This is a genomic window from Kitasatospora sp. MBT63, from assembly GCF_000710465.2.
Lineage (GTDB): Bacteria > Actinomycetota > Actinomycetes > Streptomycetales > Streptomycetaceae > Kitasatospora.
Genome location: NZ_JAIZ01000156.1, coordinates 4,379 through 19,031, shown reverse-complemented (window position 1 = coordinate 19,031; position 14,653 = coordinate 4,379). Strand labels below are relative to the sequence as shown.

Genomic DNA, 14,653 nt, shown 5'->3' with positions numbered 1-14,653 from the left:
GGTCGGACGGTCCGGTCTCAGGCGGTCCAGTCGAGGATGACCTTGCCGCAGTTGCCGCCGGCGGCCTCGTCGAAGGCGGCGGCGAACTCGGTGGCGGGGTACCGGCCGGTGATCACCGGGGAGAGGTCCAGGCCGCCCTCCAGCAGGACCGACATCGCGTACCAGGTCTCGAACATCTCGCGGCCGTAGATGCCCTTGATGGTGATCATCGAGGTGACGATCCGCGACCAGTCCACCGGGAACTCGTCGGCGGGCAGGCCGAGCATGGCGATCTTGCCGCCGTGGGTCATGTTGGCGATCATCGACTGCATCGCCTCGGGGCGCCCGGACATCTCCAGGCCCACGTCGAAGCCCTCGCGCAGGCCGAGCTTCTGCTGGCCCTCCTCGATGGTGTGCTCGGCGACGTTGAGCGCCAGCGACACCCCGACCTCGCGGGCAAGCTCCAGCCGGTACGGCGACACGTCGGTGATCATCACGTTGCGGGCGCCGGCGTGCTTGGCGACGGCGGCGGCCATGATGCCGATCGGGCCGGCGCCGGTGACCAGCACGTCCTCGCCGACCAGCGGGAAGGAGAGCGCGGTGTGCACGGCGTTGCCGAACGGGTCGAAGATCGCGGCGACGTCCAGGTCGACCGGGACCCGGTGCACCCAGACGTTGGAGGCGGGCAGCGCCACGTACTCGGCGAACGCGCCGTCGCGGTTGACGCCCAGGCCGACCGTGTTGCGGCACAGGTGACGGCGGCCGGCCAAGCAGTTGCGGCACTTGCCGCAGACCAGGTGGCCCTCGCCGGAGACCAGGTCACCGACGCTGATGTCGGCGACGGCGGAGCCGATCGCGGCGACCTCGCCGACGAACTCGTGGCCGAGGGTGAGCGGCGTCCTGATGGTGTTCTGCGCCCAGCCGTCCCACTTGCGGATGTGCAGGTCGGTCCCGCAGATCCCGGTCCGCAGCACCTTGATGAGCACGTCACCGGGGCCGATCTCGGGCTCGGGGACGTCCATCAGCCAGAGCCCGGGCTCGGCCTTGTGCTTGACGAGTGCCTTCACGGGATGTGCTCCTGACGCGTACGGGGTGGGGCCTGCGGTGGGCAGGCCGAAACCGCCCGGCGTGCGGTGCACAGGGTTCGGTGGCGCGCGCGGCCGTCCGGGCAGGAGCAATCTGCCTGGTCGGACGGGGTGCGGTCCATCGAGGAATTCTTAACGGCCGCCACAGCAGGGCTTCACGATCCTCCCCGAGCAGGCGCCCCGCGCCCGCGTCGGCGTGCCGTGGCCCACCCGATCGCTCCACCCGTTCGGCCCAGCCTCCCGGGCCCCGGCGCCGACCCCGGCCCCACGGCCGGCTAGCGGCGCGCCGTCGTCGGGTCGCCCGGGCGGCCGGTGGCCGGGTCGACGGTGAAGACCGTGGTCTCCGTCGCCGAGGTCACGGTGATCCGGTCCGGCCCGGACCATTCGGCGCGCTTGAAGGAGCCGCGCCCGTCCCGCTCGTCCCACACGCCCAGGTCCCAGTGGCGGGCGGACCAGCCGGTGCCGGTCAGCAGCTCCACGTGGTAGACCGGGTCGACCGAGAAGGCGGTGTCGGTCACGGTCAGCACGCGGTCCGGACGGTGCGGGTCGGCCTTCCGGTCGACCGCCCGCCCGTCGCCGCCGGTCGCGTACGACAGGAGCGCGATCGGGAACCCGACGAACATCAGCGCGACCAGGACGGCCGCGCCGCCGATCTGCGACCACCTGGTGCGGAATTCCAGCTCGACCACGGCGGAGACCACGGTCAGCACGACCGCGGCACCGATCAGCGGTACGGGGTGGTCGGCCCAGCGCGCGACCTCCACCAGCCCGCCCGAGTGGGAGGCCTGACGGCCCAGCGCGTGGACCACGAGCGCGGCCAGCGCCAGCCCCCTCAGTGACCATGCGATCTGCCTGCGACGTCGTGCTGTCATCCACTCCCCCGGTGATCGTCAGAGCGGGCCATGCTACGCGGCGCCGCCTCAGCCCTTCACCGCGCCCTCCTCGACGCCCCGGAAGAAGAAGCGCTGCAGCAGCGCGAAGACCACCACGATCGGGAGGAAGGCGATCATCGTGCCGGCCGCGATCAGCCGGGGGTTGGCGCTGAAGGTGCCGTTCAGGTACTGGAGTCCGACGGTGAGGGTGTAGTGGTCGGGGTCGGTGAGGACGATCAGCGGCCACAGGAAGTCGTCCCAGGCGCCGATGAACGCGAAGATGACCACCACGCTGAGCATCCCGCGCACGTTGGGCAGGCCGACGTGGACCAGCCGCTGCCAGGCGTTGGCGCCGTCCACCAGGGCGGCCGCGTCCAGTTCCGCCGGGACGGCCCGGAAGGCGGTGCGCATCAGCAGGACGTTGAGCATCCCGATGGCGCCCGGCAGTGCGACCCCCACCAGGGTGTCGGCCAGGCCGAGGCTGCGGACGGTGACGTACTGGGAGACGATGGTGACCTCGCCGGGCAGGACCAAAGTCGCCAGGAAGAGTCCGAGCACCGCCCGCGAGCCGCGGAACCGCAGCCGGGCCAGCGCGAACCCGGCCAGCGTCGCGCCGACCGCGTTGCCGGCCACCGTGACGGCCGCCACCACCAGCGAGTTGAGGACGTAGGTCCAGACCGGCACGGTGTCGGCGACCGTGGCGTAGTTGGCGAGCGTGGGGTGGTGCGGGAGGAAGCCGGGGCTGCGGGTCCAGATGTCCTCGTCGGCGCCCTTGAGGGAGGTGGACAGCTCCCACAGGAACGGCCCGACGGTGAGCAGCAGGACCAGTGCGAGCAGCAGGTAGCGGACGGCCTTCTCGGTCGGCGAGGTGGAGTTGAACCCCCTGGCGGGGCGGCCCGGGCCGGTCATCGGGAGTCCTTCCGGTCGAGGCGCAGCAGCAGGAGCATCGGGCCGAGGGTGACGGCGAACAGCAGCAGGCTGAGCGCGGAGGCGTAGCCGAGGTGCCCGGTGAAGCCGCGGCTGTACATCTGGATCAGCATCACCACCGACATGTCGCGGCCGCCCGGGCCGCCGGTGCCGTCGGAGAGCACGTACAGCTCGGAGAAGACCCGCAGGGCGGAGACCGAGATCAGGACCGAGACCAGCAGCATGGTGTTCCGGACCCCGGGCAGGGTGATGTGCCAGAACCGGCGGACGGCCGAGGCGCCGTCGACGGCGGCGGCCTCGTGGAGTTCGCGGCCGATGTTCCCGAGTGCGGAGAGGTAGATGACCATGTAGTAGCCGAGGCCCTTCCAGACCGTCAGGCCGATGGCGCTGAGCAGGAGCAGCCAGCGGTCGGTGAGGAAGGGCACCGGCCGGTCGACCGCGCCGAGTTCCTGGGCGAGGCCGTTGAGCAGGCCGCGGTCGTCCAGCACCCAGCCCCAGATCAGGGCGACCACCACGGCGGAGGCGATCACCGGGGTGTAGAAGGCGGTGCGGAAGACGGTGATCCCGGGGAGCTTGCGTTCGACCAGCACCGCGAGCAGCAGCGGGAGCAGGGTCAGCAGTGGCAGGCAGATCAGGAGGTAGACCAGGCTGTTGACCAGCGCGTCGGCCAACTGTTCGTCGCTCAGGGCCCGGTGGAAGTTGTCCAGGCCGACGAAGCGGCCGCCGCCGAGCGGCCGGGCGTTGGTGAAGGAGAGGATGACGGTGTTGATCGAGGGCCACAGGTTGAACACCGCCAGCCACAGCAGGGCCGGGCCGGTCAGCAGCCAGGGGGTGAGCCGGCGGCCGTGGGTCAGCCGGCGGGTCGGCCGTCGGTTCATCGGGTTGCCTTCCCGGTGGGGCGGGGCCGCCGTGCGCGAACGGCGGCCGCCGCGGGGGCCGCCGGTGCGGGCGCACGGCGGCGCCCGGGGGCGGTTACTGCGCGAGGAGCTGGTTGCAGCGGGCGACCGCGGTGTCCAGGGCCTGCTGCGAGGTGGCGCCGCCGCTGATGGCGAGGGCGATCTGCTGGTTGACGATGTCGCTCATCGCGCCGTCCACCTGGACGGGTTGGAGCATGGCGGCCTTGGCGAGCGAGCCGAAGGCGATCACCTTGGCGTCGCTCGCGTTGGTGCCGTCGCTCCTGGCGAAGAACGGGTCCTGGGCGGAGGCCTTGGTGGAGGGGAAGATACTGGTCAGGTGGGCGAAGGCGGCCTGGTTCTCGGCGTTGGTCACCCAGCGGGCCAGGGCCACGGCGGCGGGTTTGTTCTTGCTGCCCTTGGCCACGGACAGGCCCTGGACGTACAGCGGCGGGGTGCCGATGGCCGGGGACGGGACGACCTGGGGCGCCAGCGACGGGTTGTCGGTGGCCAGGCCGCTGATGAAGTTGGCGCCGCCGGTGGTCCAGGCGGCGGTGCCGGCGGTGAACAGCTTGGCGTTGCCCGCGTACTTGTCGGTGAGGACGTCCTGCGGCAGCAGGCCGCGCGCGAAGGCGTCCCGGTACCGGTCCAGCAGGGCGGCGGCCTGCGGGGTGTTGAAGGTGAAGCTCTTGCCGTCCTCGGCCATGATCTTCACGCCGGCGTTCGCCAGGTCGCCGAGGCCCGGTTTGCGGCTCATCAGGTAGACCCGGCCGCCGGACCTGTCCTTGACCGTCTGCGCCTGGGCGATCAGCTCGTCGAGGCTGGTGGGCGGTTTCTTCGGGTCGAGGCCGTACCGGGTGAGCAGGTCGGCGTTCCAGTAGTTGACGTCGGTGTTGAGGTACCAGGGGTAGCCGTACGCGCCGGGGTGCCCGGCGTAGCGGTAGGCGTCGATGCCGCCGGCCACGTAGTCCTCGGCGAGCTTCGGGTCGGCCTGGCCGACGTCGAGCAGCAGGTTCTGTCCGACCAGCGGGAGGGCGAAGTCGGGCGGCAGGTTGACCACGTCCGGCAGGGTGCCGGCGGCGGCCTGGCTGAGCACCTTGTCGGCGTAGCCGTCGCCGGGCTGGTCGAGCCAGTCGACCTGGGTGCCGGGGTACTTCTTCTCGAAGGCGTCGATGACGCTCTGCACGTAGTCGGTGAACTTCGGTTTGAGGGCCCAGGTCTGGAGCGAGACCTTGCCCTTGACTTCTCCGGTGACGGCTCCGCCGGCGTCCTCGGACGCCTTGTCGCCGCCGAGGCCGCAGCCCGCCAGCGTGACGGCCGCGGCCAGTGCCACGGTCAGCCGTGTCCAGTGCCTTCGCATGTGTCTCTCCCGGTCTGCTGCGACAGGACGCGTCTGCGCCGTCTGGTTGCGGAGGGGCTTCAACGGAGCGAGGAGGTACGGGGGTCGGGTGGACCGACCGGGACGGCCGCCGGGGGGATCCCGGGATCCGGGCCGGTCCGAAAAGTTCACTAAACCGGTCTAGCGACTCGGGACTATCCTCCGGGCTACACTCCGGTGTCAAGACGTCGGCACCGGCGCCTTCCGGACACCGCGCGGGCGTTCCCGGCCACGCCGCGCCGTCCCGGCCCGCCGTGCCCGGCGCCCCGCCGGGCCGGCCTCCCGCAGTGACCAGCGCCCGGGTGCACGGGCGGAGGAGCCGCGTCCGTGTCCAGACCGACCATCGCCGACATCGCCCAGCGGGCGGGCGTGTCCAAGGGCGCCGTCTCGTTCGCGCTGAACGGCCGGCCGGGCGTCAGCGAGTCCACCCGGCAGCGGATCCTGCGGGTCGCGCAGGAGATGAACTGGCGTCCGCACAGCGCGGCCCGGGCGCTCGGCGGGGCCCGGGCCGGGGCGGTCGGGCTGGTGCTGGCCAGGCCGGCCAGGACCATCGGGGTGGAGCCGTTCTTCGCCCAGCTGCTGTCCGGGCTGCAGGCGGGGCTCTCGGCGCACGCCGTCGCCCTCCAGCTGATGGTGGTCGAGGACACCGCCGCCGAGACCGAGGTCTACCGGCGCTGGGCCTCCGAGCACCGGGTGGACGGCTTCATCCTGGTCGACCTGCAGCAGCGCGACCCGCGGATCGGGGTGCTGGAGGAGCTCGGCCTGCCGACGGTGGTGCTGGGCGGCCCCGGGCACCACGGCCAGCTGCCCAGCGTCTGGGCCGACGACCGGGAGGCGATGCTGTCGATCGTCGACTACCTGGCCGCGCTCGGCCACCGCCGGATCGCCCACCTGGCGGGGCTGCCCGCGTTCCAGCACACCCAGCGCCGGATCCGGGCGCTGCGGGACGCCTCGCGCCGGCTCGGGCTGGAGGAGGCGGTGTCGGTGCCGACCGACTTCAGCGACGCGGAGGGCGCGGCCGCCACCCGCACCCTGCTGGCCCGCGCCGCCCGCCCGACCGCGATCGTCTACGACAGCGACGTGATGGCGGTGGCGGGGCTCGGGGTGGCCGCCGAGATGGGCGTGTCGGTGCCGGGCGAGCTGTCCGTCGTCTCGTTCGACGACTCGGTGCTGGCCCGGATCGTCCACCCGGCGCTCACCGCGCTCTCCCGGGACACCTTCGCGCTCGGGGAGCAGGTCGCCGGGGCGCTGCTGGCCGCCGTCGCGGACCCGTCCTCGGCCCGCGACATCCGGACCGCCACCCCGCGCCTGACCGTCCGTGAGAGCACCGCGCCACCCGGTCTTGGCAGGCACACTAAATCGGTTTAGGCTCCGAGCGAAGCGCACGGCACCGAGGCCGGCCCGGCCGGCCCGTACCCGCCGTCGCGCCCCCGTACGCACCGCCGGGGCCGCTGGGCCCCGACCGGCCGCAGGAGGACGCGCGTGACGACGCAGCACCCAGGGCCAGCCGCACTCCGGTTCGGCGCCAACTACGTACCCTCCTCGGGCTGGCTCTACAGCTGGCTGGACTTCTCCGCGGACACCGCCAGACGCGACTTCGAGGATCTCGCCGGCCTCGGCCTCGACCACGTACGGGTCTTCCCGATCTGGCCCTGGATCCAGCCGAACCGCTCGCTGATCCGCCGCCAGGGCATCGACGACCTGCTCGAACTCGTCGACGTGGCAGCAGAGTTCGAGCTGGACGTGGCGGTCGACCTGTTGCAGGGGCACCTGTCCAGCTTCGACTTCCTGCCGTCCTGGGTGCTCACCTGGCACCAGCGCAGCATCTTCACCGACGAGTTGGTCAGGGCCGGCCTGTCCGCGTACGTCGACCAGGTCTGCCGGGCCGTCGCCACCCGCGGCAACGTCTTCGCGGTCACCCTCGGCAACGAGGTGAACAACCTCTGGCCGGCCAACCCGACCGGCGCCGGGGCCTCCTCCGAGTGGGCCGCCGACCTGCTCGCCGCCGCCCGCACGGCCGCCCCTGACCTGCTCAGCCTCTACTCGCTGTACGACGCGGCCTGGTACGAGCCGGACCACCCCTTCCACCCGGCCGACGCCGTGCGGCTGGGCGACCTGACCACCGTGCACTCCTGGGTGTTCAACGGCGTCTCCGCCGTGGACGGCCCGGCCGAGCGCCCGCTCGGCCCGGCGACCACCTCGCACGCCGACTACCTGGTCGAGCTCGCCGCGGCCGGCTCCGCGGACCCGCTGCGCCCGGTGTGGCTGCAGGAGGTCGGCGCACCCCAGCCGGACATCCCGGCCGGCGATGCCGCCGCGTTCGCCCGGCTGATGATCGACCAGGTGGCGCCCAACCCGGCGCTCTGGGGCATCACCTGGTGGTGCTCGCACGACATCGACCGCCGGCTGGCCGACTTCCCGGACCGCGAGTACGACCTCGGGCTGTTCACCGTCGACCACCGCCGCAAGCCGCTCGCCGAGCAGCTGGCCCGCTCGGTGGCCGAACTGCGGACCGGCCGGACGCTCGCGCACGGGCGTCCGGCCGTGGTGCTGGAGGCCGACCTGACCACGCAGCCGGAGCGCCGGGCCGAGGTCGCCCCCGGCAGCGCCTTCCACACCGAGTGGGTCCGGCTGCGGCAGGCCGGCCCGACCGCGATCGTCCCTGCGCACCGGGCCGCCGACCCGGCCTACCTGGCCGCCCGCGGCATCGGCACCGTGCTGGCCGCCACCACCTGAGCCGCACCACCCGGCACCGCCGGCAGCACCACCCGCACGCAGCACCATCCGCACCATCCGCACGATCTGCAAGACCGGCCGACACCCCCACGGAACGCTGGACTGGAGACCCGGATGCGACGACCACTCACCCTGCTGTTAGGTGCCGCGTTGGCGGCCACCACCGCCCTCGGTGCCGTCCCCGCGACGGCCGCACCCGGCGGGCGGCCCGCCCCGGCTGCCGCCGGCAACCAGCCGTACGCCTCGTACTGGTACCCGAACACCATCCTGAACTGGGACCCGGCCACCGACCCCGACGCCCGGTTCAACCGCTCCCGGGTGCCGCTGCAGCCACGCACCTCGGACCCCGCGCTGAAGGCCAACGCGGGCGCCCGCGGCGGCGAGGGGAAGATCGCCTCGCTGGTCTCCTTCGGCCCGACCTCGAACAACCCCTCGCAGGGCTCCCAGGACCCCGGCTACTACGCCTTCGGCTACTGGCAGTACGTCGACAAGCTGGTGTTCTGGGGCGGCTCCGCGGGTGAGGGGCTGATCCTGGCCCCCAACCCGACCGTGATCGACGCGGCGCACCGCAACGGCGTCAAGGTGTACGGGACCGTGTTCTTCCCGCCCGCGGCGTACGGCGGACAGCTCCAGTGGGTGCGCGACTTCGTGCAGAGGTCCGGGACGCGCTACCCGGTCGCGGACAAGCTGGTGCAGGCGGCGCAGTACTACGGCTTCGACGGCTGGTTCGTCAACCAGGAGACCGGCGGAGGTGACGCCGCGCTGGCCACCGAGCTGCGCAACGAGATGAAGTACGCCAGGGCGCAGGGCCCGACCGACTTCATGTGGTACGACGCGATGACCGAGTCCGGCGCGGTCGACTGGCAGAACCAGCTGGACTCCGCCAACGACGCGTTCCTCCAGGACTCCTCGGGCCGGGTTTCGGATTCCATGTTCCTCAACTTCGGCTGGGGCTCCGGCACGCTGGACTCCTCACGGACGCTGGCCCGTTCGCTCGGGCGCAGCGAGTACGACCTGTACGCGGGCATCGACACCGAGGCCAACGGCTACAACACCGGTGTCGACTGGAACGCGCTGTTCCCGGCGGGCCGGCCGCACAGCGCCTCGCTCGGGCTGTACCGGCCGGAGTGGACCTGGAAGTCCGCCACCGACCGGGCCGACTTCTACGCCAAGGACTCCCGCTACTGGGTGGGTGCCAACGCCGACCCGTCCGACACCACCACCTCGAGTTCCTGGAAGGGCCTGGCCTCGTACGTGGCCGAGTCCTCGCCGATCACCGCCAAGCCGTTCGTCACCTCCTTCGACACCGGGCAGGGCGACTTCTACAACTCGGCCGGTGTCCGGGTCGCCACCGGCGGCTGGAACAACCTCTCGCTCCAGGACGTGCCGCCGACCTACCGCTGGCAGGTCACCTCCACCGGGACGAAGCTCACCCCGTCGATCGACTTCGGCGACGCGTACGAGGGCGGCTCCTCGCTGCGGCTGAGCGGGAAGCTGGACGGCACCAACACCGTCCGGCTGTACCAGACCAGGCTGCCGGTGGCCGCCGACACCAAGCTCTCCGTGGTGCTGAAGACCCCGTCGGCCGGGCCGAGCGGGCTCAGGGCCGCGGTCTCGTTCACCGACGCGCCGACCGCCTTCACCACCCTCGACCTGGGCTCCACCACCTCCGCCGGCTGGGAGCGCAGGACACTCGACCTGTCGGCCTTCGCGGGCCGCACGATCGCGCAGATCGGCTTCCAGGCTGCCGGTTCGGCGCCCTCGTACGATCTGCGGGTGGGCCAGCTCGCGGTGTACGACGGTTCGGTGGACGCGACGGCGGCGCCGGGCGCACCGACCGTGCTGGGCAGCACCGATGTGACGGCGACCCGCAAGTCGCTGCGGCTGGCCTGGACGGCCCCGGCCTCCGGCGCCGTGCACCACTACGAGGTGTACCGCCGCAACGCCGACGGGAGCCGGACCTTCCTCGGTGCCACGCCCAACGACTCGTACTACGTGCCGCAGTTGGACCGGGCGGGTGGCGAGAGTTCCACCACCGTGGAGGTCGAGGCGGTGTCGGCGGAGTTCGGCCGCTCGCCCGCCGCCACGACCACCGTCAGCTGGGGCACCACCCCGCCTGCCGAGAGCAATCTCGCGCTGGGCCGCCCGGCGACCGCCTCCGGGCAGTGCAACAGTGCGGAGGGCCCGGCCAAAGCCGTCAACGGCAGCGTGGGTGGCGGCAATTCCGACAAGTGGTGCACCCTCACCACCGCCAAGTGGCTGGAGGTGGACCTCGGTTCGGCGCACCAGCTGTCCCGGTTCACCGTGAAGCACGCGGCGGCCGGCGGTGAGAGCGCCACCTGGAACACCCGCGACTACACCGTCCAGGTCCGCTCCTCCACCGCGGACCCGTGGACCACCGCCGCCACCGTCACCGGGAACACCGCGGCCACCACCACCAGCCCGGCCGCGGTCACCGCCCGGTACGTCCGGCTGGTGATCACCAAACCCACCCAGACCGGCGATCCGGCCGCCCGGATCTACGAGTTCGAGGCCTGGGGCTCGTAACGCCGCACCGCAGCATCGCCGTACCGCCCGACCGCACCCACCGCACCGACCGCCCGACCGCCCGACCGCCCGACCGCCCGACCGCCCGACCGAGAGGAAGCCAGCCCGTGCCGGTCACCATCACCGCTGTCGAGAGCACCGACCTGTTCACCGGGCCCGAGGAGGCACCGCGCCAGCTGCTGCGGGTGACCCTCGACGGCCCACCCACCCGGATCACCGTCAGCGGGCCGGGGGTGGAGGGCGAGGCGACCGGCACGGGGGTGGTCGAGGTGCCGCTGACCGTGGCCGACCCGGTGCCCGGCACCGGGCGCCCGATCACCGTCACCGCCGGGCCGGCCCGGGCCGAGGCGCTGCTCGAACCCGCCGAGCCCGGCTGGACGATGTACCTGGTCTCGCACTTCCACTACGACCCGGTCTGGTGGAACACCCAGGCGGCGTACACCTCCCCGTGGGAGCTGCTGTCCGGGGACGCCACCACCCGCCCGCTGTGGGAGCGCAACGGTTTCGCCCTGGTGGACACCCACCTCGACCTGGCGCTGCGCGACCCGGTCTACAAGTTCGTGCTGGCCGAGATCGACTACCTGAAGCCGTACTTCGACCAGCACCCGGAGCGCCGGGCGGACCTGCGGCGGCTGCTGGCGAGCGGTCAGGTCGAGCTGGTCGGCGGCACCTACAACGAGCCCAACACCAACCTGACCGGCGCCGAGAGCACCATCCGCAACCTGGTGTACGGCATCGGCTACCAGCGTGACATCCTCGGCGGCGACCCGCAGACCGCCTGGCAGCTGGACGTGTTCGGCCACGACCCGCAGTTCCCGGGCTACCTGGCCGACGCGGGGCTGACCGGCAGCGCCTGGGCGCGCGGCCCGTTCCACCAGTGGGGGCCGATCCAGAAGAACTTCCGGGAGGCCAAGGACGACGCCACGGTGATGCAGTTCCCGAGCGAGTTCGAGTGGCTCTCGCCCTCGGGCCGCGGGGTGCTGACCCACTTCATGGCGCACCACTACTCGGCCGGCTGGTGGATGGACTCCTCGCCCGACCTGGCCACCGCCGAGCAGGCCGTGTACGAGCTCTACCGCAAGATCAAGCCGGTCGGTGCGACCAAGAACCTGCTGCTGCCGGTCGGCACCGACTACACCCCGCCGAACAAGTGGGTCACCGCCGTCCACCGTTCCTGGGCCGAGAAGTACCTGTGGCCGCGGTTCGTCTGCGGCACCCCGCGCGAGTTCCTCGCCGCCGTCCGGGCCGAACTCGCCGCCACCGGGCGGCGGCCCAGCCCGCAGACCCGCGACATGAACCCGGTCTACACCGGCAAGGACGTCTCGTACATCGACACCAAGCAGGCCCAGCGGGCCGCCGAGGTGGCGGCGGTGGACGCGGAGAAGCTCGCCACCCTGGCCGCCGTCCAGGGCCTCGGGCGCTACCCGGACGCGGCGCTCGACAAGGTCTGGCGGCACCTCGCGTACGGCGCGCACCACGACGCGATCACCGGCTCCGAGTCGGACCAGGTGTACATCGACCTGCTGGGCGGCTGGCGGGAGGCGCACGACCTGGCCGCCGAGGTCCGCGACACCGCCCTGGACGCGCTGGTGGCGCGGATCGACACCAGCGGCGAGGGCAGCGCGGTCGTGGTCACCAACACGCTGTCCTTCGACCGGACCGCGCTCGCCGCCGTCCGGCTGCCGTCCGGCACCGAGGGCGGCCGGGTGCTGGACGACACCGGCGCCGAGGTGCCGAGCGCCGTCGACCGCGGCACGCTGTGGTTCCTCGCCGCGGACGTCCCCGCGCTCGGCTGGCGCAGCTGGCGGCTGGCCGGCGGCCCGGCGGCGCCGCTGTGGTCGCCCGCCACAGGGACGGCGGCCGAGAACGCCCGCTACCGGGTGGCCGCCGACCCGGACCGCGGCGGTGCGCTGGTCTCCGTCCTGGACAAGGCGTCCGGCCGCGAGCTGATCCGCGCGGGCCAGGTCGGCAACGAGCTGCGGGTGTACGAGGAGTACCCGCAGCACCCGGACTTCGGCGAGGGCCCCTGGCACCTGGTCCCCAAGGGCCCGGTGACCGGCGCCGGCGAGGCGCCCGCCACCGTCCGCCGCGAGCGCGGCCCGCTCGGCGAGCGGCTGGTGGTGGCCGGGACGGTCGACGGCATCGGGTACCGGCAGACGGTCACGCTCTGGCACGGCGTCGACCGGGTCGACTGCCGGACCACGGTGGTCGACTACGCCGGCGCCGACCGGCTGCTGCGGCTGCGCTTCCCGGTCGACCTGCCCGGCGCCCTGCCGGTCAGCGAGGTCGCGGACGCGGTGGTCGGCCGCGGCTTCGCGCTGCCCGACGTGGACGCCGCCGAGGCGCCCTGGACGCTGGACAACCCGGCCAACACCTGGTTCGGTCTCGGCTCCACCGCCCGGGTCACGCTGACCGGCCCGGCCGGCGAGCCGCTCGGCGACCGGGCGCTCGGCGTCGCCGAGGTGGTGGCCGCCGACCTGGCCTCGGCCGCCGACGCCCGCGACCTGGTGGTGGCGCTCGCCCGGGTCGGCGTGACCGCCACCACCGGCAGTGCCGAACGGGCCCGCTACGGCTGGCTCGACGTCGACTCCAACCTGCCTGACTTCCGGATCGTGCTGGGCGACCCGGACACCAACGACGCGGCCCGGCAGGTGCTGGAACGGGCCGGCGCCGAGTACGCCACGGCGCTGGCCGCGCACGGCCGGGTCTGGGTACCCGCCGAGAAGGCGCTGCACGAGGTCTGGCAGCCGGGCGCCGACCTGCGGGACCTGCGCGCACTGCCCGCACTGGTGGTCACCGACCCGGCGGCGCTCGCCGAGGACCTCGCCGACGCCGTGGTGCACGCCGTCTGCCCCGGCGCGCTGCCCGCCTCCGAGCGGCTCACCGACCACACCGTCGCCCTGCTGACCTACGGGCTGCCCGGGTTCGCGGTCGACCCGACCGGCGCCCTGCACCTGTCCCTGATGCGCTCCTGCACCGGCTGGCCGTCGGGCGTGTGGATCGACCCGCCGCAGCGCACCCTGCCGGACGGCGCCTCCTTCCAACTCCAGCACTGGACGCACGAGTTCTCGTACTCGCTGGTGTCCGGGGACGGTGACTGGCGGGCCCTGGCGCTGCCCGCCCAGGGGCAGGAGTTCAACCACCCGCTGCTCCCCCGGCTCGCACCGGCCCAGGCCGGGCCACTGCCGGCCACCCACAGCTGGCTGCGGGTCGACCCGGCCCGCGAGGTCCTGCTCGGCACCCTCAAGCCGACCGGCAACCCGATCGCGCACGGCTCGGCGGCCGTCGGCGACCCGGCCGCCTCCGGGGTGACCCTGCGGCTGGTCGAGTCCACCGGCCTCGGCCGCACCGCCCGCCTCGGCGGCTCGCTCCGGCTCACCCGCCCGCACCGGGCGGACCTGCTGGAGCGCGCCACCGCCGCGCTCGGCCAGGAGATCGCGCTGGCCGGCAGCGAGGTGCTCACCGTCACCGCACGGCCGGTCGGCGCGCGCAGCGACGGGCCGCCGCTCGGCCCGACGGCCGAGGCCGCCCAGCCGGTGCACGCCCGGTACTGGCTGCACAACCGCGGCCCCGCGCCGATGGGCTACCTGCCGGTCTCGGTGGGCCTGTCCCCCGGCCTGCTGCGCACCACGGGCGAACCGGTCGAGCTGTCCGCCGTGCTCGCCTCGCACCTGGTGGACGCCGAGGTCGAGGGCACCGCGGAGGTGATCGCCCCGGACGGCTGGCGGGTGAGTACGGGCCGCCGGCCGTACCGGCTGCCGGCCGCCGGACAGTTGCGCTTCCCGGTGGAACTGACCCCGCCGCCGGGGGCCGAGCCCGGCCTGTACTTCGCCGCCGTCCGGATCGAGCACGCCGGGCAGCGGATCGAGGACGTCGCCACCATCGCCCTGGGCGAGCTGCCGGCGCTGCTCCCGGTGGCCGGTGAGGTCCCGGAGGACTGGACCGCCGCGCAGGGCACCAAGGCCGCCACCGGACGGGACACCGGGCTCACGGTGACGGTGGCGGAGCAGTCGCTGCGGGTACGGCCGGGCGGGCGGGCGCAGCTGGCCCTGGTACTGGCCAACCGGACCCGCGGTGAGATCCACGGCGAGCTGCAGGTGGTCTCGCCCTGGGGGGTCTGGGACACGGTGGGCGAACCGGTGCGCGGGTTCGCGGTGGCGGCGGGCGCCGAGCAGACCGTCACCTTCGAGCTGGCGGCGCCGCCGGACGCCGAGCCGGGTGCGTACTGGGCGCTCG

9 protein-coding genes are annotated in these 14,653 nt (G+C 73.3%); 4 read left to right on the top strand and 5 right to left on the bottom strand.

What is annotated here, in order from left to right; translation table 11 throughout:
• Positions 1–17: 17 nt before the first annotated feature.
• The 5 genes from tdh to AA75_RS10570 all read right to left on the bottom strand — a co-directional run bounded on the left by tdh (position 18) and on the right by AA75_RS10570 (position 5,116).
• Positions 18–1,046, bottom strand: coding sequence for an L-threonine 3-dehydrogenase (gene tdh / locus AA75_RS10590; protein WP_033819629.1), 1,029 nt, complete (start codon positions 1,044–1,046; stop codon positions 18–20).
• A 293-nt stretch (positions 1,047–1,339) separates the two neighbouring features.
• Positions 1,340–1,936, bottom strand: a complete 597-nt coding sequence (locus tag AA75_RS10585) for a hypothetical protein (RefSeq protein ID WP_149038058.1) — start codon at positions 1,934–1,936, stop codon at positions 1,340–1,342.
• Positions 1,937–1,984: 48 nt separating this feature from the next.
• Entirely contained in the window at positions 1,985–2,845 is an 861-nt protein-coding gene (locus AA75_RS10580) for a carbohydrate ABC transporter permease (protein ID WP_051812097.1), read from the bottom strand.
• On the bottom strand, positions 2,842–3,741 hold the full coding sequence (locus tag AA75_RS10575) for a carbohydrate ABC transporter permease (protein ID WP_051812096.1): 900 nt from the start codon (positions 3,739–3,741) through the stop codon (positions 2,842–2,844). Before AA75_RS10575 ends, AA75_RS10580 begins: the two co-directional genes overlap by 4 nt.
• Positions 3,742–3,835: 94 nt before the next feature.
• Positions 3,836–5,116, bottom strand: a complete 1,281-nt coding sequence (locus tag AA75_RS10570) for an ABC transporter substrate-binding protein (RefSeq protein ID WP_033819627.1) — start codon at positions 5,114–5,116, stop codon at positions 3,836–3,838.
• Positions 5,117–5,461: 345 nt separating this feature from the next.
• Here AA75_RS10570 and AA75_RS10565 point away from each other — a divergent pair, with 345 nt between their 5' ends.
• From AA75_RS10565 to AA75_RS10550, 4 genes are all read left to right on the top strand, one after another.
• A complete protein-coding gene (locus AA75_RS10565; protein ID WP_033819626.1) occupies positions 5,462–6,502 on the top strand; it encodes a LacI family DNA-binding transcriptional regulator in 1,041 nt (346 codons plus the stop codon).
• Positions 6,503–6,616: 114 nt separating this feature from the next.
• Positions 6,617–7,870 carry a hypothetical protein gene (locus AA75_RS10560; protein WP_033819625.1) on the top strand — a complete coding sequence of 418 codons (1,254 nt, stop codon included), beginning with the start codon at positions 6,617–6,619 and terminating at the stop codon, positions 7,868–7,870.
• Positions 7,871–7,984: 114 nt separating this feature from the next.
• A complete protein-coding gene (locus tag AA75_RS10555; RefSeq protein ID WP_033819624.1) occupies positions 7,985–10,417 on the top strand; it encodes a discoidin domain-containing protein in 2,433 nt (810 codons plus the stop codon).
• 107 nt (positions 10,418–10,524) lie between these two features.
• Positions 10,525–14,653 (top strand): NEW3 domain-containing protein (locus tag AA75_RS10550; RefSeq protein ID WP_033819623.1); only part of this gene is annotated, 4,129 nt, incomplete at its 3' end.

Coding starts and splice junctions, on each gene's coding strand:
- AA75_RS10570 (WP_033819627.1), bottom strand. CDS start 5,116: ATGCGAAGGCACTGGACACGGCTGACCGTGGCACTGGCCGCGGCCGTC.
- AA75_RS10585 (WP_149038058.1), bottom strand. CDS start 1,936: ATGACAGCACGACGTCGCAGGCAGATCGCATGGTCACTGAGGGGGCTG.
- AA75_RS10580 (WP_051812097.1), bottom strand. CDS start 2,845: ATGACCGGCCCGGGCCGCCCCGCCAGGGGGTTCAACTCCACCTCGCCG.
- AA75_RS10575 (WP_051812096.1), bottom strand. CDS start 3,741: ATGAACCGACGGCCGACCCGCCGGCTGACCCACGGCCGCCGGCTCACC.
- AA75_RS10555 (WP_033819624.1), top strand. CDS start 7,985: ATGCGACGACCACTCACCCTGCTGTTAGGTGCCGCGTTGGCGGCCACC.